The organism is Streptomyces sp. NPDC059832 (genome assembly GCF_042731715.1).
In the GTDB taxonomy this organism is placed as follows: domain Bacteria; phylum Actinomycetota; class Actinomycetes; order Streptomycetales; family Streptomycetaceae; genus Streptomyces.
Genome location: NZ_JBHWIY010000026.1, coordinates 94,948 through 116,668, shown reverse-complemented (window position 1 = coordinate 116,668; position 21,721 = coordinate 94,948). Strand labels below are relative to the sequence as shown.

At 68.8% G+C, this 21,721-nt stretch carries 17 protein-coding genes and 1 pseudogene; 5 read left to right on the top strand and 13 right to left on the bottom strand.

Annotation, left to right across the window (positions count from 1 at the left end; all coding sequences use genetic code 11):
• Positions 1 to 277 precede the first annotated feature (277 nt).
• Positions 278 to 439, top strand: a complete 162-nt coding sequence (locus ACFV8T_RS33540; protein ID WP_385334935.1) for a hypothetical protein — start codon at positions 278 to 280, stop codon at positions 437 to 439.
• A gap of 664 nt (positions 440 to 1,103) precedes the next feature.
• On the opposite strand, the gene ACFV8T_RS33535 is transcribed toward ACFV8T_RS33540, so the two are convergent.
• Positions 1,104 to 1,556, bottom strand: a complete 453-nt coding sequence (locus tag ACFV8T_RS33535) for a hypothetical protein (protein WP_385334933.1) — start codon at positions 1,554 to 1,556, stop codon at positions 1,104 to 1,106.
• A 71-nt stretch (positions 1,557 to 1,627) separates the two neighbouring features.
• A complete protein-coding gene (locus tag ACFV8T_RS33530; RefSeq protein WP_385334931.1) occupies positions 1,628 to 3,253 on the bottom strand; it encodes a flavin-containing monooxygenase in 1,626 nt (541 codons plus the stop codon).
• Between the two features lie 306 nt (positions 3,254 to 3,559).
• Between ACFV8T_RS33530 and ACFV8T_RS33525 the strand changes: the two genes are divergently transcribed.
• Positions 3,560 to 3,958, top strand: a complete 399-nt coding sequence (locus ACFV8T_RS33525) for a transposase (RefSeq protein ID WP_385334959.1) — start codon at positions 3,560 to 3,562, stop codon at positions 3,956 to 3,958.
• Positions 3,959 to 4,179: 221 nt separating this feature from the next.
• Here the strand turns inward: ACFV8T_RS33525 and ACFV8T_RS33520 are convergent.
• A pseudogene (locus ACFV8T_RS33520) lies at positions 4,180 to 4,435 on the bottom strand (IS630 family transposase); the annotation flags it as partial.
• Positions 4,436 to 4,512: 77 nt separating this feature from the next.
• Positions 4,513 to 5,748, bottom strand: coding sequence for an MFS transporter (locus ACFV8T_RS33515; RefSeq protein ID WP_385334929.1), 1,236 nt, complete (start codon positions 5,746 to 5,748; stop codon positions 4,513 to 4,515).
• A gap of 67 nt (positions 5,749 to 5,815) precedes the next feature.
• On the opposite strand from ACFV8T_RS33515, the gene ACFV8T_RS33510 reads away from it, so the two are divergent.
• Together ACFV8T_RS33510 and ACFV8T_RS33505 are read left to right on the top strand one after the other, a co-directional pair.
• On the top strand, positions 5,816 to 6,187 hold the full coding sequence (locus ACFV8T_RS33510) for a MerR family transcriptional regulator (RefSeq protein ID WP_385334927.1): 372 nt from the start codon (positions 5,816 to 5,818) through the stop codon (positions 6,185 to 6,187).
• A 252-nt stretch (positions 6,188 to 6,439) separates the two neighbouring features.
• Entirely contained in the window at positions 6,440 to 7,411 is a 972-nt protein-coding gene (locus ACFV8T_RS33505; RefSeq protein ID WP_385334925.1) for a fumarylacetoacetate hydrolase family protein, read from the top strand.
• Between the two features lie 30 nt (positions 7,412 to 7,441).
• Here the strand turns inward: ACFV8T_RS33505 and ACFV8T_RS33500 are convergent, their stop codons facing one another.
• The 4 genes from ACFV8T_RS33500 to ACFV8T_RS33485 all read right to left on the bottom strand — a co-directional run bounded on the left by ACFV8T_RS33500 (position 7,442) and on the right by ACFV8T_RS33485 (position 11,946).
• The gene (locus tag ACFV8T_RS33500) at positions 7,442 to 8,992 is read right to left on the bottom strand and encodes an alpha/beta hydrolase (RefSeq protein WP_385334957.1); all 1,551 of its coding nucleotides are present in this window, start codon (positions 8,990 to 8,992) and stop codon (positions 7,442 to 7,444) included.
• Between the two features lie 232 nt (positions 8,993 to 9,224).
• Positions 9,225 to 10,166 carry an ornithine cyclodeaminase family protein gene (locus tag ACFV8T_RS33495; RefSeq protein ID WP_385334923.1) on the bottom strand — a complete coding sequence of 314 codons (942 nt, stop codon included), beginning with the start codon at positions 10,164 to 10,166 and terminating at the stop codon, positions 9,225 to 9,227.
• Complete coding sequence (locus ACFV8T_RS33490) at positions 10,163 to 11,296, bottom strand: aminotransferase class I/II-fold pyridoxal phosphate-dependent enzyme (protein ID WP_385334921.1); 1,134 nt, start codon at positions 11,294 to 11,296, stop codon at positions 10,163 to 10,165. Before ACFV8T_RS33490 ends, ACFV8T_RS33495 begins: the two co-directional genes overlap by 4 nt.
• Positions 11,293 to 11,946: a transcriptional regulator gene (locus tag ACFV8T_RS33485; protein ID WP_385334919.1), complete on the bottom strand. Its 654-nt coding sequence runs from the start codon at positions 11,944 to 11,946 to the stop codon at positions 11,293 to 11,295. The genes ACFV8T_RS33490 and ACFV8T_RS33485 overlap by 4 nt, the downstream gene beginning before the upstream one ends.
• A 729-nt stretch (positions 11,947 to 12,675) precedes the next feature.
• Between ACFV8T_RS33485 and ACFV8T_RS33480 the strand changes: the two genes are divergently transcribed.
• Positions 12,676 to 14,271 carry a PucR family transcriptional regulator gene (locus tag ACFV8T_RS33480; RefSeq protein ID WP_385334917.1) on the top strand — a complete coding sequence of 532 codons (1,596 nt, stop codon included), beginning with the start codon at positions 12,676 to 12,678 and terminating at the stop codon, positions 14,269 to 14,271.
• 76 nt (positions 14,272 to 14,347) lie between these two features.
• Here the strand turns inward: ACFV8T_RS33480 and ACFV8T_RS33475 are convergent, their stop codons facing one another.
• The 5 genes from ACFV8T_RS33475 to ACFV8T_RS33455 form a co-directional block, all read right to left on the bottom strand.
• Positions 14,348 to 14,587: a hypothetical protein gene (locus ACFV8T_RS33475; protein ID WP_385334915.1), complete on the bottom strand. Its 240-nt coding sequence runs from the start codon at positions 14,585 to 14,587 to the stop codon at positions 14,348 to 14,350.
• Positions 14,588 to 15,096: 509 nt separating this feature from the next.
• Positions 15,097 to 16,203, bottom strand: coding sequence for an o-succinylbenzoate synthase (gene menC / locus ACFV8T_RS33470; protein WP_385334913.1), 1,107 nt, complete (start codon positions 16,201 to 16,203; stop codon positions 15,097 to 15,099).
• Positions 16,200 to 17,099, bottom strand: coding sequence for a GNAT family N-acetyltransferase (locus tag ACFV8T_RS33465; RefSeq protein WP_385334911.1), 900 nt, complete (start codon positions 17,097 to 17,099; stop codon positions 16,200 to 16,202). The genes menC and ACFV8T_RS33465 overlap by 4 nt, the downstream gene beginning before the upstream one ends.
• Before the next feature lie 14 nt (positions 17,100 to 17,113).
• Positions 17,114 to 18,301, bottom strand: a complete 1,188-nt coding sequence (locus ACFV8T_RS33460; RefSeq protein WP_385334909.1) for a M20/M25/M40 family metallo-hydrolase — start codon at positions 18,299 to 18,301, stop codon at positions 17,114 to 17,116.
• A 1-nt stretch (position 18,302) separates the two neighbouring features.
• Positions 18,303 to 21,683 (bottom strand): serine hydrolase, encoded by a 3,381-nt coding sequence (locus ACFV8T_RS33455; protein ID WP_385334907.1) that lies wholly within the window; start codon positions 21,681 to 21,683, stop codon positions 18,303 to 18,305.
• Positions 21,684 to 21,721: the final 38 nt, after the last annotated feature.

Below are 21,721 nucleotides of genomic sequence, written 5' to 3'. Positions count from 1 at the left end.
CGAAGAAGGCGTGACACACCTTCAGCTCGGGGCGCAAGTCGTTCTTGCCGGACTTCTTGCCGGACTTCTTGCCGGACTTCTTGCCGGCGAAAATCCGTCGGCAGCCCGTCACACTACTCCTGTTCCCGCTCTCGGGGTCCTCGGTATGACGACCCTGCCGGTGCCAGCCCTTCCATGTTCGACCGCAGAATCCAGATCCTCTGTGCCGCCATCCGCAGCATCGTCCAGCAGGTCGTGCGCGTTCTCCGGGTGGAGAACGTCACCGCAGAGGCGCGGAGTGTCGACCGGACTGGTCTATTACCACTTCAGCGGCCGGGCCGGACTCCTGCGCAGCACCCTGGACTTCATCTCGACCCGCGTCGACCGGTACACCGAACCGGCCGAGGGAACGGCGAGGCCGCGCAACCGGCTTGAGGAAATGCCCTCGAACCCCGGCTGACCAACCACTTCGAGCATGCCAACAACCCTGCACCACCCGGGAAAGTGGAACTCTGCGCCCACCCGACGCGACAACCGGGCCCTCTCACTGTCCCGGCCCGGGAAAAACCGCACCACATAAGCGCATGAGCCCCGCCAGCAAGCTGACGGGGCTCATACCCGAACAGGGGCTGCTGTTCTCCACGGCACGCTCGATGTCCTGCGCGACCAGGTCATGATTGAGGACGAACGCAGCCGCCGCACCTTGCCCTGCAGTGGTGATCACGAGCGCTTTCGCGTCGGACACCCTGCCGACCGCCCATACCCCGAACACGCTGCTCCGGCCCGCATCATCGGTGGCCGCCCAGCCGCATCTCCAATCGAGGCATCAGGAAAGAGATTTGCCTCTTTCGCGAACACGACCATCTCGGGGCACCGCCCGCAGTGAGTCCGAAGGGAACCCGGCGCGAGCGGCGGCCGCACCGTTTCACATGACCGGGAGGGCCATGGCCCTCGCCACAGCACGCACTCGCGGGCCAGGCCTTCGGCTTGGCGTACCCGCACCGGAGCCATGACCCGGCAGCCGTCGCCCGACTGGCCCACGGCATCGGCACGGGCGCAGTGCGGACCGACTGCCATGTCGCGTACACCGACGAGATGCCACGCGCCCCTGCCATCGGCGTTGATCACGGGCGCCCATGACGGCCGGCGGCACGCAGCAGCAGGCCGAGCGAGATCAGCCCGGATGCGGCGGCCAGCAGCGTGGACCAGAACCAGAAAGCCACCCAGGTGTCGGGGACCGGCAGCAGAATCACCAGCACGGCTGGATACAGAACCAGCAGTCGGCGTAACCGTCGCTCCGCTCTGAACTGTTCACGCAGGCGCCGTTCGACTCCTCCGGCCGCCATGTCCGCTCGCCCATGGGGTATCAGCTCGTCGGCGATGGTCAACCGCCAAGCGTGCACGACGGCACCGATCATCGTGAGCAGCAGGCCGAGCCCCAGTAACTGGACCCAGTCGGGCACTCTGATGTGGCCGGGTGTGGTGACCAGCAGCATGGGCACCGAGAACAGCACGGCGCTCAGCGCTTCGGCAGCGAAGAGGCGGGTGGCCGGGGTACGGCTCAGCGAGGTAGGCACGAGCACCTCCTTGAGCAGGATCCTCCGGTTACTGCGGGCACGAGGATGCGTCACGATCTTGAACCCAGCCCTCAGGAGTCCGCGTGGCCAGGTCCGACGGGTACAGACGCGGGCGGGGCGTCGTACTCCACGGTCAGCGCGTACTGCCGCGGGTCGAAGGTTCGGGTGCGGCGGCGGAACCGCCATGTCGGCTCGGGCCAGATGGAGGTGATGCGACCGGTGCGGTCCTGGTACCAGCCGACGCAGCCGCCCGCGGCCCAGACGGTTGGGGCCATCCGGTTCTGCAGTTCGGCGTTGAATGCGCGCTGGGCCTCGGCACGCACCTCCACGGCGGCCAGGCCTCGGCTGCGCATCAGCCGCAGGCAGCTGAGCAGATAGTCGATCTGTGACTCAATCATGTAGATGAGGCTGGTGTGTCCCACGCCGGTGTTGGGGCCCGCCATCAGGAACAGATTCGGGAATCCGGCGACGGTCGTACCGAGGTGGGCCTGCGGGCTGCCTTGCCAGACCTCGTGCAGGGACCGCCCGTCGGCACCGATGACGTGCTGCGAGTAGGTGGCGTCGGTGACGCGGAATCCGGTTCCGTAGATCAGCACGTCCACCGGGTGCTCGGCGTTGGCATCTCCGTCTTGCGCCGCGCCGGTGGGCGTGGTGAACACCGCGTCGCGCACGATGCGCGTGATCGGATCAGTGACCACGTCGACATTGGGCTGACCCAGTGCCGGGTAGTAATTGTCGGACAGCAGAACCCGCTTGCAACCCAGTTCGTAGTCCGGGGTCAACTTGGCCCTCAACTCCGGGTCCGCGACCTGGCGGTGCAGATGGGCCAGCGCCTCGCGCCGGCCGAAGGCGGCCATGGTGCGGTTGCCGAGCAGCGCCGGCAACGTGGCTTCCCGGGCCGCGTACTCCCAGCCGCGAGCCAGTCGCTCTACCGGCGGTGCCAGCCGGAACAGGCGTCGCTGCCACTGCGGGATCGTCCGATCACGACGCGGCGCGATCCAGGGCGGAGTTCGCTGAAAGACGGTCACCTGCCGGGCCTCGCGCTGCAGGTGGGGGACGAACTGGATGGCGCTCGCGCCGGTCCCGATCACTCCCACCCGCTTGGTGCTCAGATCCAGGTCGTGCCTCCACTGGGCAGAGTGGAACGTCTCACCGGTGAACTCGTCCAGGCCGGGAAACGAGGGAACGGCCGGTTCCGACAGCGGACCTTGAGCCAGGACCAGCAGCCCGGCGGTGAGCGGGCCCGTACTGGTCCGCAGGTCCCAACGTTGCCGCTCAGGATCCCAGGCGGCGCGTTGCAGTTCGCAGCCGAGTCGCAGGCGCGGCATCAGGTCGTACTCGTCGACGCAGCGCCTCAGGTACTGCTCGATTTCCTCCTGCGGGGCGAAGCGCCGGCTCCACGCCGGGTTGGGCGCGAAGGAGAACGAGTACAGGCGCGAGGGAACGTCGCAGGCACACCCGGGATAGGCGTTGTCCCGCCATGCGCCACCGACCTCATCGGCCCGTTCCAGTATCAGTACATCCCGGTGGCCCTCCTGCAGCAGCCGAATGGCCGTGCCAAGCCCCGAGAATCCCGCACCGACGATGACGACGGATACGTGACGTCCGCGCACGGCGTCACCCTGCACGGTGCCATGAGCCTGCAGCACCACCCCTGGTCCGCGCTGAGCCGGGTCCGTGAACTGTCGGTCGGTCATGATCCTCCTCCATCAACGATTGCCCACTTCAATACCGATCGTATAGCATTCGATCGTAACGAACTAGATAGGAGTGAGCGGATGAGGATACTGACACTCGGCGGACCCGGTGCGATGGGGGCTGTAGCGGTGCGGGTGGCGGCCGGGCTGCCCAGATCGTGGTAGCCGACTAACGCCTTGAAGCGGCCCAGGGACTGGTACACCGCCTCGCCGGTGCCGGTGGTGCACCCATGCGGGCCCTGCAGGTGGACGTGACCGACGACACCGCCCTGCGGACCGCACCGTTGATCACCGACATGACCAGGACTGGCGGATCCCGCGACCGCGCCACACGCGGACGGGGTGCTGGTGATCGACGACTCCGGGGACCGCAAGGACGGGAAGGCGACCGCGCACATCGGGCGGCAGTGGCTGGGCAAGACGGACAACGGCATCGTGACGGTGACCACCTGCTGGGCTGATGAGAACCTCTACTACCCACTGCACGCGGTGCCCTACAGCCCCGGCCATCACTTCCCCAAGGGCAGGAGCGATCCCGGCTTCCGCACGAAACTGCGGATCGCCACAGAACTCGCCCGCACCGCCAAGGCCACCGGGGTGGCCTTCCGGGCCATGGCCGCCGGCTGCGCCTACGGGGACCAGGACAGCTTCCGCAGAGACAACTCGGCGAGGCGGGACCGCCGTTCGTCATGGCGCTCAAACTGAGCCACGGCACCTGGGCCTACGGCAAGGACGCCTGCACCCCCCAACACCGCCGGGGCCCTGCCCCGGACGGACCCCGAGCATCCCGGCGACTGGACCGCCATCGAGCGAACCTTCCGCGACGGGCACACCGAGACCTGGTGGGCCGCCGACGCCCATCCCGCCTGGTGGGGCCCCGACGGAAACATCCGCCTGGTCGTGGCAACCGCAGACCCGGCCACCCTGCCCGCGAAGGCCACCTGGTCGCCCGCGGTGGGCTGGGTCCCGAGCGGGCCGAACTCGTAAGGCGAAGACCCGGTCCGGGAAGCGGTGAAGGCCCTCCTCGATCCGGTACAGCTTCGCCTCGCGGTCCGGGTCGGGGGATTCCGTCCATGTCTGGGTGCGCTGGAAAGTGACGCCGTGGCGGGCGAGCAGGCTGTGTAAGGTCTCGTGGCCGATGAGCATCACCCCGCCGTGGCCTTTCCGCAGGTAAGCGACGAGTGCGTCTCATCCGCTACAGAGAGCCACTTGTCACCGGAGCAGCTTCGGGAGAACCGGGCCGATTGCGTGCGGCTGTGTCATGCGGATTCCTCTCGGGCGCGGCGCCGCTCCGACCCGGGGAATCCGTGTCGATGCGCGGCGATGGAAACGACTAGGGCGGGGATCAGGATGGTGAGTGCTGCCCAGGGCAGAGCGTGGGACCCCGTGGTGCTGAGGAGGATGCCGCCGACGATGCCGCCGCCTGCGATAGCGAGGTTCCAGGCGGTAACGAATAGGGACTGCAAGACGTCGACGGCTGTTCCCGCCGCCTCCGCGGCTGCGGTCTGGAGGAGCGTTGCGACACCGCCGAACGCGAGTCCCCAGATCGCCGCGCTCACGAATACGAGCATGGGAAGTGCCGCGAACAGTGCGAGCGCCAGCGTGGCGACAGCGAACAAGACGCAACTCGCGATGACCAGTGGGCGCAGATGGCGATCGATCAACGCCCCGGTGATCCAGATGCTGATCAACGAGATCGCTCCGAAGGTCAGGAGCAAAGCATCGACGCGATCTCCGAGGCCGATCGGCCCGAGGAACGGCGCGATGTAGTTGTACATGATGCTGTGAGCCAGCACGTACGCCGACGTCAGGGCCAGGATCGGGAAAACACCGGGCAGCCGGAACGTGCCCAGCAGCCGCTGCCGTTCACCACGCGCTTGGCCTGCGAACTCAGGGATCGCCAGTCGGATCCAGACGGCGAGCACGACTGTGAGAACGCTGATGAGGCCGAACGAGATGCGCCAGTCCAGCACTTGCGCGAGGAACGTACCCGCCGGAACACCTAGCGCGAGCGCGACCGGCGTGCCCGCCGAGGCGATCGCCAGTGCGCGACCACGCCGATGCGGTGCGACCATACGCCTCGCGTATCCGGCGAGCAGCGCCCAGATGAGCGCAGAGACCACCCCGGCGAGAAACCGTGATCCCAGGGTAAGCACGAAGTTGCTCGACAGCGCCGTCACAGTGTTTGAGATGATGAACCCCGCGACAGCGGCCAACAGCAATCGACGCCGCGGCCAACCCGCAGTCGCCTTCATGAGCGGGAGCGCCGCGATCAGCGAGCCGATCGCATACACGGTGACATTCTGTCCTGCCGCCGAGATGGTTACGTCCAGGTCCCGCGCCATGGTGGGAAGCACCCCGGCGGGCATTGTCTCGGTGAGCAAGGTGATGAATCCGGCCGTGGCGAGCGCCAGGAGCCCGGAGAGTGGGAGTCGCTCTGACGAGCTCGCCTTGGCCCTGCCGGGACGACGTTGAGTGCGGATCTGAGTGTCCATAGACTCAACCCTGAAGGCTCACACCTATGTGAGGGTCAAATCGAACATGCCGCACGAGAGGGGACCGATGAAGATCGGAGAGATCGCCCGGCGCACAGACACCCCGATTCGCCTGCTGAGGTACTACGAGGAGCAGGGCCTGATCGAGCCAGACCGCATGCCGAACGGCTACCGTGAGTACGACGAGCACCTAGTCGACCGGGTGCACCAGATTCGCGGCCTGCTCGACGTCGGTCTCCCCACACGCGTGATCAGGCAGATCTTGCCGTGCCTGAATGAGCCCCAGACAATCCACATGCCCTACATCACGCCCGACATGGTCGAAAGGCTTGAGTACGAACGCGATCGGATGGCCGAGAAGATCCGCTATCTCATCCGTAACCACGACGCCATCAACGCGTATCTCGACGCGACCGAGCGGCACGCCTCAGAGGAATGACTTTGACCGCGCGAGGTTGGAACGCTGACCAGAGACCGGCCTCATCGGCCCGCTCCGATTGAGGACGGCGAGCAGCTCGTCTTGTCCGGCTCCGGCCCCTCGCAGTCCGTACGCTGCGCCGAAAGCGCGATGGGTGCCGGCGCGGTCTCTGAGCGCGGGCGCAGAGGCGTAGACAGCACCGGGACAACCACCATGCGGATCACGTACTGACAGTTCCTGACTGCCCGAGCACGCCGGTCGCGCAGGAGCGGATTGCTGCCGCGTTCGGCGGGCGGCGGCGGAGGAGGAGCTGGTCGAGGTGCGCCAGGAGGCGGACGCCGCACGCTGGGGCATGACCGGTTCGCCTATCACTCCGCCGCGCTGAAGCAGCTGTGTGAGGCGGTCGCCCTCCGGCACGATGACGGCCATCACCAGCGTCCGGAGCACCGGATCGCACGGGCGGGCGTGCGCCTCGGGCGGCCGGTGCCCCGCCCCGGCAAAGTAATCGCCGTGGGGTTCGACTATCCGCTGCACTCCCACGCGGTGCTCGGTGACCTCGCGACGCCCGCCGAACCCGTGCTCTTCCTCAAGCTGCCGGACAGCGTGTGCGGGCCCTACGACCCGCTGGTCAAACCGCCCGAAACGGCGGCCCTCGACTACGGGATCGAACTGGCCGTCGTGATCGGCCGGGCTGGCCGGCGGATCGCGCCGGGCGATGCTTCCGGGCACATCGTCGGCTACATGATCGCCAACGATGTCACCGCGCGCGACGTGGTCCTTGGCGCCGGACTGTCGTCTCCCCTCCAGATGCAGGTGCTCCGGGGGAAGGGCTTCCGGTTGCGATCGAGGGCCGCGGACGTGCCGACGCCCACCGTCGATCGGGACGTTCGCGTGACTCTGCACGACCGGGAATTTCGGCCAGACCCGCGAAGAGGCTTCGCGGCCGCCGTGAGCCTTCCATCCCGAACACGGCGTCTACCGGGTCGGAACGAACCCCCACGGCCGCACCCCGACCTTCCTGACCACAACCGGTGTGGGCAGGCGTGCTCCTTCTTCCCGCCCCGGCACGAGACGACCACCCGACCGCAAGAACACCCGGCCTGCCCCATGCCACGACGTGCACGCGTCTGCATGCCGGACCACACGACAACGGCCCTGCCTGCGACGGGTGTTCACGCCCGTCTTCCGTCCCTGCCCACTCGGGGATGCGGGGATCTCGGACGCCCTCTCGAAACTGCGGCCTGAACAACCCGGCGAACCTGTGCAGTCACAGCGCTATCCGGCCTGCTTGGAGCAGATCTGGTCATGGGTGGGCAGCTTGCCGGTGGCCAGGTACCGATTGACCTTGTTGTCGACGCAGCGGTTCTCGTAGACGCCGTAGATCGCGTGCCGGTTGGCGCCCTTGAGGGTGACCAGCTTGGAGCTCGGCAGCAGGCCGTGCAGGGCAACGGCACCCTTGTGCGGGGTGCGCGGGTCGCCGGTGGCGGACACGATCAGCATTTTGGCGTCGTGCTTCACCTCGGTGGGCTCCTCGCGGGGCCGGTCCCAGAAGGCACACGGGCTGATGTTGTTGGTCAGCGCGCCGAAGCGCGGGTACGTGGTCCGGCTTCGCTCGATGTCCCGCCAGTAGACCTCGGGGTCACGCGGGGCCGCCCTGTCCCCGCAGATGATCGCGGACTGCACGCTGCCGTGGTGCGACTGTTCGGCGGTCATCGTGAACCGCAGGGTCGCGGCGAACTGCGGCGACAGCTGGGTCGGCTGCCCGGCCGCGGCCTTGTTCAGCACGGACACCTGCTCAGCGAGGGATGCCCGGGACGTGTCGGTGTCGCTGTCGCCCCCGACGAGCAGGACCAACGGGATGTGGGTGTCGTCGAGTTGGAAGCTCTCTGGGGCGGTGCCGACGGTCAGTGGGCCGCGCGCGGATGCCTTGATGACGCGGTCAATGGTGGCGAGGACCTGGGCGCGGGTGCGGCCGATACCGTAGGTGTCGTTGCGGACGGCAGCCCATGTGGCCCAGTCGGCCAGCACCTGCTCGTTCTCGCCGACGGCGCCCTTCAGCAACCGGGGGCCGTACTTGCGTGGGTCGATGGCGCCGTCCAGGATCACGCGGTCGGTGCGGCCGGGGAACATCTGGGTGTATACGGTTCCCAGGTAGGTGCCGTACGAGTAGCCGAAGTAGGAGATCTTCTTCTCGCCGAGCGCGCCGCGGATGACGTCCATGTCGCGAGCCGTGTTGCGGGTGCTGACGTGCGGCAGCACGGAGGCGTTGGTGGCGCGGCACTTGGCGGCCAGATCCTTCTGGAGGGCGACCTGGCGCTCGAAGCTCGCCCGGCTGAGACCGGCCGAGAAGAGATTGGTGCCGACGGACCAGCCACAGTCCAGCGGGGTGCTGCGGCCGACGAAGCGCGGGTCGAAGCCGACGATGTCGTAGCGCGGGCCGGTCTCCTTCATCCGCGCGTGGAATTCCGGCGGGGACTCAAGGGCGGTGCCACCGGGACCGCCGTTGTTGAGCAGGATCGAGCCGATGCGGTGCCGGGTGTCGGTGGCCTTGAGCCGGGATATCGCGACCGTGATCGTACGGCCCCGGGGGTCGGCGTAGTCGAGCGGCACGGTGACGTCCGCGCACTGCACGCCGGCCTTGTCCAGATCGCGGCCCTTGGTGTCGCCCGGCCCCTTGGCACAGTTGCCCCAGCCCAGGCGCTGATCGTAGTAACGGTCGAGCCCGGCTCCGTACTTCGGCGCGGTGGGGGCCGCCGTTGCCGTGGCGGTGGGGACGGCGCCGAGGCAGGCGGCGAGGGCGAGGCCCACAGCCGAGGTGCGGCGCATGGCAGGACTGGGGGTGATCACGAAGTCTCCTTGAGATGCTGGGTGTCGGGGTCGGGAGTGCCTACGCATGCGCCGCGTTCCCCGTGGGTACGGCAACCGCCGCACCGGCCGCCGCGGTGGCCAAGGGTATTGGGGACCGGTCCGGTTGACACCTGCCAAAGGGGGGTCTCTTCGGCCTGTTCCGTATAAGCCTCACACCGTCCGAATCACACGTTCCCTTCCAGTTGGGCTTTCAGAGCAGGAGTTGATCGAGGACGGCTGAGGCGAGTGCCGCGTCGAGTGCTCCGACGCCGGTGAGGTCGGCGACCGTGATCGCGGTGTCGGGACGGTCGACGGGTGTTTTGAGCAGCAGGCCGGCCGCGATGTCGCCGTCCGGGGCGGTGGCACCGGCGCGGACGGCGTGGCCGAAGTCGCCGTGGTCGAGGCACTGGGCGTGGTCGTCGGTGGCGATGAGCTCAGCGCGGTGGAAAAGCGCCGGCGGGAGCTCGTTCTTGTGCGGCATGTCCGTACCGATGCCGGTCACGTGTGCTCCCTCGCGTACCTGGGCGGCATCCAGGACGGGGACTGTCGCCGGAGTCGTGGTGATGACCATGTCGGCGGTGACCGCCTGTCGTGCCGAAGCCGGCCGGGCAGGCAGGCCGCGCGCTTTGAGGTCGTTGCACAGGGCGGCGGCTTTGTGCGGGTTGCGGCCATGGACGAGCACCGCGCTGACCGGGCGGAGTTTGGCCAGCCAGGTCGCCTGGAGGCGGGCCTGTTCGCCGGTGCCGAAGACGGCCAGGGTGACGGCGCCGGGCCGGGCCATGGCATGGGTGATGAGCGCGCCCGCGGCGGCCGTACGCCAGGCAGTCAGCAGACCGCGGTCGTCCAGGAGCGCGCGTACCTGTCCGGTGCGGGCGCTGACGACGCAGACCAGTCCGTGGTTGGTCGGAAGGCCGAGGGCGGGGTTGCGGTAGAAGCCGGTGGCGATCTTGACGGTGAAGTCGGTGGCGCCGGTGATCCAGCCGGCTTTGACGTGGCAGTCCCCGTCGGCTTCGGGGAGGTCCATGTGCAGCGGCGTCGGCACGCTGGTGCGGCCCTCGGCGTGCGCGACCAGCGCGTCGCGGACGGTGTCGAGGACCAGTTGTAAGGTGGCGGTCTTCTTGATGGCGGCCGTGTCGAAGACGGCGAGGGTCATCGGCGCGCTCGCATCCACTCGGCGAAGGCGGCCAGGCCTTCTTCCGGGTTGCGGCGGCCCATGCCGATGCGGAACCGGTCGGTGGGGGTGGCAGTGAGTTCGGAGCGGTAGATGCTCGCGGGCAGCAGCAGGACACCGGCTTCCTCCACCAGGCGGGTGCAGAACTCCGCTACCCCGTCGGCGCCGAGGTAGCGGGGGTAGGCGACGCATCCGCCGTCCGGCGCCTGCCACTCGAAGTCGTCCGCGAACTCGGCGAAGAACGCCTCGAAGGCCGGCAGGTTGGCCGCGATCAGGGCGCAGTTGCGGGCCAGGATCGTCTCGCGGGCCTTCAGTGCGATGCGAGCCAGGACCTCGCTGGGCGCGGAGTTGCAGATGGTGGTGTAGTGCTTGGCCCGCTCCAGGCGCGAGCGCAGGGTGCGGTCGCGGCAGGTGATCCAGCCGATGCGCAACCCGGGCAGCCCCAACGACTTCGAGGTCACGTTCAATGACAGTGCGCGCTCGGACAGGTCTGCGGCCTGCGGCAGGGTGCGGGCGGGGTCGCGTTCGAGTCCGCGGTAGACCTCGTCGCTGAACAGGTGGATGCCGCGCTCGTCGCACAGGCCCGCGAGGGCGGTGAAGTCGGCGGTGTCGATGACCTTGCCGGTGGGGTTGTTGGGGAAGTTCACCGACACGACCCGGGTGTTGGGCCGGATGGCCGCCGCCACCATGTCGAGGTCCAAGGCCCAGTCCCGGTCCGGATCGAGGGCCACGCCGGTGACCTCGCACAGCGCCAGAGGCAAGGTCTCGGCGGCCTGGTAGTTCGGAGTCACCACCACCGCGTGGTCGCCCGCGTCAAGCAGGACGTTCATCGCCAGGTAGAGGGCTTCCTCTGCACCCGCGAAGCAAATGACGTCGTCCGCGTCGGCGTGCTCGTAGCCCTGGGCGATCACCTCGCGCAGGGCCGGGTCGCCGAAGGTCTCGGTGTAGCCCAGGGACAGGTTCTCGAAGGCCTCGCGATCCTTGTCCTCGGCCAGGGCGAGCAGTTCGCTGAGTGTCATGGTCTGGACGTCGGAGGCGGTCAGGTGGTGGCGGGCGGTGAATTCCCAGCGGGAGAAGTACGTTTCCAGGCGGAAGTCAGGCAGCCGGGTCATGGTTGTCGGTCCTTTGCGCTGGGTGCTCTGAGTTCGGCCAGCAGGCCGTAGACGGTGGACCGGGACACCCGCAGCGCCCCGGCGACGGCAGGGGTGGCGCGGCGCACCGCGAACACCCGGGCCTCGTCGAGGCGGCCGAGGACGGCCAGGCGGTCCTGGCGGGTCATGCGTTCGACGGGGCGGCCCGTTTCGCGGACGTAGGTGCCGATCACGTGCTGGACGCGCTCGGACCAGTCCTGCTCGAACAGCGGTTCGGGGCTCTGCACGGTCGGCGCGCCGAAGGCGGACAGGACCGCCGCGGCCTGTTCCAGCGGGGTGCGGTCGAGATTGATGCACAGCACCGCGGACGGCTCATCCCGCGCATCCCGCAGGACCGCGCTGACCGATGACAGACGGCGGCCGTCCGCGAGCAGCTTCTCGTACGGCCCGTACACGTCCCGCGCCGACGGGTCGAGCTCGTCCAGTTCGCCGAGCAGCGAAGGATCCCCCGGGCGGCGGGAAGTCATCGGGTTCCAGATCTCCAGGACTCGGTCGGTCTCGGGATCATGCAGTACGACCTCGGCGTACGGGCCAAGCAACAGCGCGACGGCCCGGCACACCGGCGCCCACGTCCGCACACGAGGGTCCCGGCCCTCTTCCACGTTCTCCACATTTGGACAGTACATCCAGGTCAGACAAAAAGTCCACACCAGTCCACCGGGATCCTCTTGCGGTAATGCCGTCATCTACTCGGCTGAAGAGCGCCACCGAAGAAGCCACGCAGCGGACGACGACGCCGTCGCGGCGGTACACCGGTTCGTCCACGCGGCGGCGGACCTGCGAATGGGCGCGGTCATCCAGCACGACCACCGGGCCAACCCCGCGTTGGAGCTGGCCGCTCAGAAGATCTCCACGGTTCGAGGGGATTGACACTTGAGCGGCGATCGAACCTGCTCCGCGGAAAGCAACCCAACAGGCTCCCTTCGATACTCGTCCAGCCCTGGACACCGCCGAGATACTCACAACGCCGGCCAGCTCAGCGGTTGTTGCGGCACACCGCCTCAAGCCAAGAAGGCTTGCAGGGTTCTTGATCACGGCGCGAGGGCCGGTCTGCCGCCGCAGCGGATGCCCTTCTCTCTGCGGATAATGGCGCCCCCGTCGGCGGGGCCCCAGCTCGCTCGCCGCCCACGGGTACGGTGAGGCCTCTTGCGCACCGTTCAAGTAGTGGCGCGTCACGGGCGGTTCAGGTGAGCGCGAAGGTGTCTTGGGCCGCAGCCGGCAAGGTACTGCCCTGCTTCAACCGGGGTCAGCCAAGCGGGAGCGTCCGGCTCCGGCCGGGCCACAGCCGGAGGTTCCGGACGAATACTGGGAAGCAAGCCAAATAGGGGGTGCATCTTCGGATGACGGTATCGGTGCTCAGGCAAATCCTCGAAGCGCTGGGACCGGCGCCGCTGCACCTTCTGACTGCGCAGGACGGAGCCGATGTACCGGTGTCCGGCGCGCTGATCCACGAACCGCGTGCGCCGCTGCCACCGATGCGAAACGCCATGCTCTTCGCTGTGGGCGTGCGGCCGACGAGCGTCGAAGCCGGCGAGTTGCTCGGGCAAGCGGCGCTGGCAGGTTACACATGCTTGGTCATCAAGCGCTACGGCGAGTCAGTCGGCCAACTGGTGGCCACCGCATCGGAGACAGGGATCTCGCTTCTGGCAGCGGACGAGGACATGGCCTGGCATCATCTTGATGCCCTGGTCTCCTCCGTTCTGGCGGAAACCGGGCGCACCATTCATGGGGCTGGTGCGCCAGCCGTCGGGGACCTGTTCGCCCTGGCCAACGCGATCGCGGCCATGGTTGGCGGCGCGACGACCATAGAAGACCCGCGCCAGCGAATCCTGGCGTACTCCACTCTGCCCGACCAGCCGATCGATGAAGACCGACGACAGGGCATTCTCGGCCTGCAGGTACCCGAACTCCCGGCGAACGGTGCACTATACCGCGAGGTGCACGGCACCACGTTGGTTCAGAGGTTCACCGACCCGAGTGGCCTGCCTCGCCTGGCCGTCAGTGTGCACGCCGGGAGCGAACTGCTCGGGTCGATCTGGGTGGTCGACGCCGGCACTCTCGACCACGATGCCGTGCAAGCCCTCTCACAGGCCGCGTCGACCGCCGCGTTGCACCTGCTGGCGGCGCGTACAGCCGCTGATGTCGCCCGCCGCCAGCGCGCCGATGTGCTCCGACGGCTGCTGGCCGACCCGGCTGCCGTCAACATCGTGGCGCCGCAGCTCAGCCTGAACCCGGACGTCTCCGTGGCCGTGGCCGCCTTCGTCGTTGTGCCCCGCGACGGCGATGGCATCGCCACCGCGCAGGCGGCCACGCGGCTGGCGGACCTCGTCAGCGTGTACGTCGAGGCGCATTACGGGCGGCACGGGTGCGCGCTGATCGAAGGCACCGTCTACGCGCTGTTGCCAACGGGGCCTGCCGGGCAGTCGTACCACGACTTCGTGGCCAACATCGCCCGGCGGGCGATGTTGGCCCTTCGGATTCCCATCCATGCCGCACTCGGTTCCCACGTCGCCGGGCTGCACCTGGCGGCCCGCTCACGCCAGGATGCCGATGTGGTGCTAAAGGTCCTCGCTGAGCGGCCGGCCGAGCCTGACATGCCCTCCGTCGCCACGATCGACGAGGTCCGGGCGAGCGCGACCCTTCTGGAGCTGACCGAGGACCTCGCCGGCAATCCCCGGATGATGCAAGGGCTGGGACCTGCCATTCGGGTCTACGACCGCGAGCACGCTACGGCCTACGCCAGAACGCTGCTCACGTACCTGGACGCCAACAGCGACATCGCCGCCGCCTCCCGCCGGCTCAACGTGCATCCGAACACATGCCGATACCGGATCACGCGCGCCGAGGAAATCTTCCGATTCAGCCTTGCCGACCAGGATGAGCGCCTCCTGCTCTGGATCCAGCTCCGGGTCAGCAACCGGTTCACCACACAATGACGCTGTCAAGCCGCACCTGTGGCCGGGAGTTCACGTGGGAAGCACCGTCCGACGCGGATCAGGGCCCACAGGACGATCACCCGTCGCCGAGCCGGCGCGAGAACAGCCCGGGTGCGCCGCGTACCTTGGCGCGCTTGCGCTCGTAGAAGCACGGCAGTTGCGGACGCTGACGATCGCGGAGCGTAGCGACGCGTTGCAGGCCGCGGTGGTAGTATCGGCGGCGGTCGGCGGTGCCGTATCGGCACATGACGCCGGCGGTGGCGGCGAAGAACTCCGCGCCCAGCAGCGGGCCGATGCCGGGCATGCTGGAGATCACTTCGGCGAGTTCCTGCTCGCGAAACCGGGCCGCACTGAGCTTGTCGAGCTCTGCGATGTACTCGTTTGAGGACCATCACCTCCTTCGCCAGGGCACGGATCACCTGCGCGGTGATCTTCTCCCTGGTAACGGCGGTGTGCTGGCGCCCGGTCCAGGAGTACCCCGACTCGGACCACAAGCGTCAACGGTCGGATCAGGTGCCCGGTCATGTTGCCGAGCGCGAGCGTCAGCACCCGCCAGTCTTTTTCCGGGGGCGAAGCCCGGATCAACAGAGGGCGTTGTGCCGACGCCGACCCTCGGCAACCTGGCCGCGACGGCGGGAGGAGCGGCAGCTGGCCTCAACGTTCAAGGGGTCCAGGTCGCGGGAACCCCCGACGAGTACGCCCAGCCCCTCCCGGCGTCCTGAAACCGCTGAGCCGGTCTGCGTTCAGAGTTCGGATCTCGGACGATCCGTGGGCTTCAGCGGCTCCAACTACTGCCCACCGAACGGCCAGATCGCGTCCGGCGGCCTACAGAGGCAGCCACTGGGTACTGGTGGTGACTGCCTTCAGCTCGTCGACGAGGGGCATGACGCCGATACCGGGGCCTGTCGGCACCGGAAGGTGGCCGTCACTCAGGACGAACGGGGCAGTGATGTCCGTTCGGTAGTAACGATCCGAGGCGGATGTGTCGCCGGGCAGTGTGAAGCCGGGCAGTGCTGCCAGTGCGATGTTCGCCGCCCGGCCCAGTCCGGTCTCCAGCATCCCACCGCACCACACCGGCACGCCGTGAGCGACGCAGACGTCGTGGATGCGGCGAGCCTCGAAGTACCCACCGACGCGTCCGGGCTTGACGTTGACGATCGAACACGCGCCAAGCCTGATCGCGTCAGCAGCTGCGCGGGCCGATGTGATGGACTCGTCCAGGCAGATGGGCGTGCGGACAGCTTTGGCCAGCTCGGCGTGGCCGAGGATGTCTTCTTCGTCGAGCGGCTGCTCGATCAGCAGCAGGCCGAAGGAGTCGAGCCTTGCGAGATGGCGTGCATCGGCGCGTGTGTACGCCGTGTTCGCGTCGACCTGCAGCAGCACGTCATCGCCGAACCGCTCGCGTACCGCGCGTACCGGTTCGATGTCCCATCCGGGTTCGATCTTCAGCTTGATGCGGACGTATCCCTCATCGAGGTAGCCTCCGACGGCGTCGAGGAGCTCGCCGATGGAGGACATGATGCCGACCGAGACCCCGCAGGGGACACGGTCATGTGCGGCACCCAGCTCCTGCGCCAGCGGCCGGCCCAGGGAACGCAGTTCGGCGTCGAGCACGCCCATCTCGAGCGCCGCCTTGGCCATCCGGTGTCCCTTAAACCGGGCCAGTGCGGGTGCGACGGCGTTGGCGCTCAGCCGATCGTGCGCCGCGAGGGCGGGAATGAGGAAGCGGCTCAGTACATCCACCGCGGCGTCGGCGTACTCGGAGGAGTACAGCGGATCGACCGTGGCTACGCATTCTCCCCAGCCCTCCGCCTCGTCGGCAACCACACGCAGGAGCAGGGCTTCGCGCTCCGTCTCGGTGCCGAATGAGGTACGGAACGGTGCCACGAGTGGCAGGCGGATCCGGCGGAGTTCTACTCCGGTCAGTTTCATGCGTGCTGCCCTTCTGTTGTGTCGCGCTTGAGGACGTACCAACCGGATTTGTCGAATCCGGCGATGTGGAGGCCATCCGCCATCGCTGCCGTGAGCACCTCACGTACCGCGGTGCGCCACGCCCGGCCGCGTTCGGGCTCTGCCGCGCGCAGCGACGCGATGTCCGGCGGCACGGCCACCAGCAGCGTGTCGCCATCCGGCACGCCAGGCACCGGCGACCCGTCGTCGGAGCAGGCGAGCGCCACCACGGCTCCGCGTCGCTGCTCGGACTCCGCGTCGCACGGCCGGACTGTTCCGGCGCAGGCGGCTGCCACGTCGGGCGTGCGCAAGGACCACCGGACGAACAGCCGGTCGGTGTCGTCGTCTCCGTTGATGCCGTCGTGCACGCCGCCGTAGAAGTTGGTCAGGTACTCCGGAGCCCCGGCGGCGAGTTTGGCCAGATTGAAGTACGCGTTACGGCTGACGAGCGGGTCGAAGGTCCACGCGATCTCCGAGACGCCACGCGTCATCGCCCAGGCGCGCTGGTGCAGCTTGAGGGCGAAGCCGACGCTCCGGCCGTGTGCCGCCGCGGACACCCCGGCGATGTGGCTGTGCATCGCCTCCTCCGCAGGTGGGCGGAAGAAGCCGACACACGCGCCCACCAGCTGGGGGCCATCGAACGCGCCGGTGACGTAGTTTCCAGCCTTGGCCAGGGCTCGCAGGAGTTCGGACGTCACCGGCGGGCTCGACGGGTCGGGGCGCCAGATCGTGTCGTAAAGCCTGTGCACCGCTTCGAGTTCACCGAGTTCGACGACCTCCCGGACGTGAACGCCCGCTGCGCGCGCGGCCAGGTCTGCGGCGTTCACCGCGGCATCAGCGCCCGGATCCGCACCGGCGCGGAGACTGTACGAATCCACCACCCGCTCCATTCTCATTTTCGTGACCTCGTCCGGGAACGTCGTGATCGGCCCGCTGGGGAGGGACCGGCCGACGCCTCGTCGAGCAACCCCGCGACGAGCGCAGCAACCAGGGCGGCACACGCCGGCAACTCGGCAACCAGCACATGCTCGTCGTCGGCGTGGGCTCCGCCGCCCACCGCGCCGAGCCCGTCCAGCGTGGGTGTGCCAACTCCGGCGGTGAAGTTGCCGTCCGAGCCGCCACCCACCGCGGCACGGATTGGTGGCGGCAGTCCGAGGTCGGCGGCCACGGCCACGGCGCGCGCGTACAGGGCTGCTGACGCCTCCGCGGCCAGCGGCGGACAGTTCGGGCCGCCCGTGATCTCCACGCGCGCACCTTCCAGCGTCGGCTGCAGGGCGCGCATCGCGGCGTCGATCCGGTGCTGCTCGGCGATGTCACGGACCCTCACGTCGACCGTGAACTTCCCGGCGGCCGGCACGGTGTTCGACGTGAGACCCGCCGACATCAGCGTCGGTGTGACCGTCGTGCCCCGGTCCGGGGCGGCGAACGCGGTCACTGCCAGCACCTGATGAGCTGTCTCGACAGTGGCGTTGACACCGCGCTCGGGTTCCAGACCGGCGTGGGCGGCCCGGCCCGAGACGGCCACCTCGTACTGCGAGACGCCCTTGCGCTCGGTCTTGAGCGCGCCGCCGTCGGCTGCCGCTTCAAGCACCAGAGCCGCGGCCAGGCCGGTGGCCTCGGTCTCGATGAGCGTTCGCGAGCTGGGCGAGCCAATCTCTTCGTCGGCGTTGATCAGAATCGTCACGCCCGAGGGGTCGGGAAGGCGGGCCGCGGCGTGCATCGCCAACACCAGACCTGCCTTCATGTCGAAGCAGCCCGGTCCGCGCAGCACGCCGTCGGCGACCGCGAACGGATGGGTCGTCAGCGTCCCGATCGGCCACACGGTGTCGTGGTGCCCGAGCAGCAGCACGCGGGGCGGCCCGTCACCAAGGCGCCAGCGCAGGTGCGTGCGCCCGTCCAGGACGATGCGTTCCGGGGCCACTCCGAGCCGCTGTGCGCCGATCCGTGCCACCGTGTCCGCGCTTCTGGCGAGCGCGGCCAGGTCGCTGGACGGCGACTCGCATGTCACGAGCGCCTCGATGTCGGCGAGCATCTCCGGCAGCGCGGCGGTCATGTCGGCGCCAAGAGTTGTGAGGTCCATGTCAGCCTGTCTTCGGTGTAGCACGCGAGGCGACGTGCAGATACCGCTCGCCGGTCGGCAGGGCGTAGAAGGTCACCGGAACCCAGGACTGCTCCTCGGGCTCGTGGACGACGAACAGGTTCTCCTTGACCGACACCATCGCCTGCTCGGTCTCCGGACCGGGCATCAGCTCGGCCGGCGGGCCGGTGACCGTCGTCCGCAGGATCGGACCGTCGTCCCCGTCGAGCACCTCCATCCGGACGCCCGCCCGCTCGTACGTGCCCAGATGGGGTCGTACGTCCTGCGGCACGGGCAGGGCCGGTGGGCCGAGCGGTGGCGGTACCGCGACGTCGGCGAGCTCGGCAAAGATCTCGCCGAACAGGTCCTCGTACAGCCCCGTCGTGTTGCCGCCGTTGGTGAGCAGAGCGACTGCGAGACGCTCGTCGGGCAGCAGGCGCAGGTAGGCGTCCTGTCCGATCGTCGAGCCGTCGTGCCCGAGGAGCCGGCGACCGTCCCAGCCGATACGGGACCAGCCGAGGCCCCATGAGTCGGCGAGGTCGAAGTGGTCCGGCAGTTCCACCTGGGAATCGGCCATTGCCGCGGCGCTCGCCTCGGTGAGCAGCCGGGTGCCACCGCGCGCCAGCCCGCCGGCGAGGTGCATTCGCGCGAACGTGAGCACGTCGGCGACGGTCGAGCTGATCAGGCCGGCGGGCGCCACCGCTCGTGGCAGTCCCCACACCGGTGCGCGCACTGGCTCGGTCACGCCGTCGGTCACGTGCCCAACGGCGGTGCGGTGCAGCAGCGCCTCCTCGGGCAGCATCACCGTGCGCTCAAGGCCCAGTGGGGTGAAGAGCCGCTTCCGTACGGCCTCGTCCCACGTGTCGCCGGTCAGCTTCTCGATCACCCGGCCGGCCAGCGAGAAACCGGCGTTGCAGTAGGACCAGGTCGCATCCAGCGGATGGTTCTGCGCCACGTCGGCCAGCAATGCCACGTACTTCTCCAGGCAGTCGTCTCCTCGTCCCGTGTCGGTGAAGACGTCGCCGTCGATGCCGCTCGTGTGCGTGAGCAGATGCCGCATGGTCACGCGCTTGGCGACGTCCGGCTCGGAAAGCCGCAGTTCGGGCAGGACTTCGGCGATCGGGGTGTCGAGGTGCAGCAGACCCTCGTCGACGAGCTGCATGACGACCGTCGTCGTCCAGACCTTGGTGATCGAGCCGATCTGGAATATGGAGTCGGTCGTCGTCTCGACACCGGTGTCCTTGTTGAGCACGCCGTACGCGGCTTCGACGAGCTCGTCCTCCCTGCCGGAACCCATCCGCAGGATGCCGAGCGTGGCTCCGGGTACGTGGTGGTGCTCGGCCAGCGTGGTCAGCCGGCGCTGCCAGTGCGCGGCGTCGAGGCGGGGCCGTGCAGGTCCGGAGCCACTGCCGGCGTACTGCTCGACCCAGTCCACAATGCGGCGGTTGAAGTCGATCCGCTGCGACGGCGGCCCGTCGAGGACGAACAGGTGCGATGCCTCCGGGTAGAGCACGAGCCGGGTGGGTACGCCGCGCCCCCGCAGCGCCGTGTGCCACTGCTGGGCCTGGCCGACCGGGCAGCCCAGGTCTGCCGCGCCGTGCAGGATCAGGGTCGGCGTCCTGACCTGGTCGACCCGGGTCAGTGGTGACATCGCCGCGTAGCGGTCCGGGGCGGTCCACGGAAGGGCACCGAGTTCGGACAGGCCGAACAGGTGGGCGTCATCGGCGGTGCCGGCCAGGCTGACGAGGTCGCTGATCACTCCGCCCGTCACCGCGGCCGCGAACCGGTCGTCCCGGCTGGTGAGGTAGCAGGTCAGATATCCCCCGTAGCTGTAGCCGGAGACAGCCAGCCTGGCAGGGTCGGCGATCCCCGCTGCCACGAGATCGTCGATGGGTTCCAGGAGGTCCTTCGCGTCGGCCTCGCCCCAGGCACCGAGCGCGGCATTCCAGTACTGCTCGCCGTACCCGTCGCTGCCACGCGGGTTCAGCAGCAGAACGGCCCAGCCACGTGCCACGAGTTCCTGGTGGTAGAGCTCCACCTCGTTGGCGGCACCGTTCCATGCGTTGTGCGGTCCGCCATGGATGTCCAGGAGCAGGGGGCGTGGTCCTTCCTCGGCAGGATCGTGGATGAGCCAGCCGTGGACGACCGTGCCGTCGGAGACGGTGAACTCCCGTTCCTCGCGCGGGAACAGTTCGATGTCGGCCAGGCCCTCTCCGTGTTCGGTCCGGACTGTTTCCACGCCCGTCGCGAGGTCCACGGTGACGATCTCGCCGAACGAGGTCGGCGTGCCGAGCACGATGACGGCCGTGTCACCCGCCACCGACAGGCCGTGGACGTTCCGCCCGGTGCCCGCGACGAGTGGGCGGGGTGTGCCACCGTCGGCGGACACCGCGTACAGGTGGGTACAGCCACGATCGCGGACGCAGAACAGGATCGTGCGACCGCCGTCGCCGAACTGCGGCAGGGCCCCGGGGTAGCTCGGGGCACCCGGCATCACGTTGCGGTCCAGTGCGGCGGCCGGTTCGACCGGTGTGCCGCCGTCGAGCGGAACGCGCAGGAGGCGGGCGTGGCCGGCCGGTTCGCCGGCAGTCCCCACGACGAGGAGTGCCGTTGCGTCCGGCGTCCACAGGACCGGACCGGCGAACCCGTCGGGCAGGCCGGCGGGCTCCGGCCTCGCCGACTCGCTGGTCACGTCGAGGACGTACACGGGCATGCGGGCCCGCAGATCCGCGTCCGGAGCCATCGCCGCGGCGAACGCCAGCCGTGTCGAGTCCGGTGACCAGGCAGGATAGTTGGCATGCCAGTCCCCCTCGGTCACCTGGCGGCACCGCCCGGTGGCCAGGTCGAGGACGTGCAGGTGACGGCGTACGACGCCCAGCAGACCCGCGCCGTCCTCCTGATAGGTGAGCCGGTCCGCGACGAGCGGCGCGCTCGCACGGGCCGCGGGCGACATGCCGTCCGAGTCGGCCACGAGCGGATCCACCGCTGCCACGAAGGCGACCTTCGAGCCGTCCGGGCTCCACACGGGCGCACCGGCCCCGAGTGGCAGTGTGGTCAGTTGCTCGGCCTCCCCGCCGTCGGCGGGGAGCAGCCATATCTGCGGTGCCTCGTCCCGCGTGCGCAGGAAGGCGATGCGTCCGCCGTCCGGTGACCATGCGGGTGAGGTGTCGGCCGTGCCGTGGGTCAGTTGCCGCGGCCGGCCGGTGCGAGTGCCGACGCGCCAGATGGCGCGCACGTTCCGGTCGGCTTCCGCGTCGCAGGTGCGCAGCACGTAGAGGCACTCGTTGCCGTCCGGCGACAGTGCCGGCTGCTCCGGAACGGCGAACGTGGTCAGGTCGTCGATGCGCTGGCGGCGTGGCGCGCGCGAGGGCTTGGTCAGTGTCATGGGCTTCTTCTCGGTCGGAGGGTGTGCCGGGGATCTTC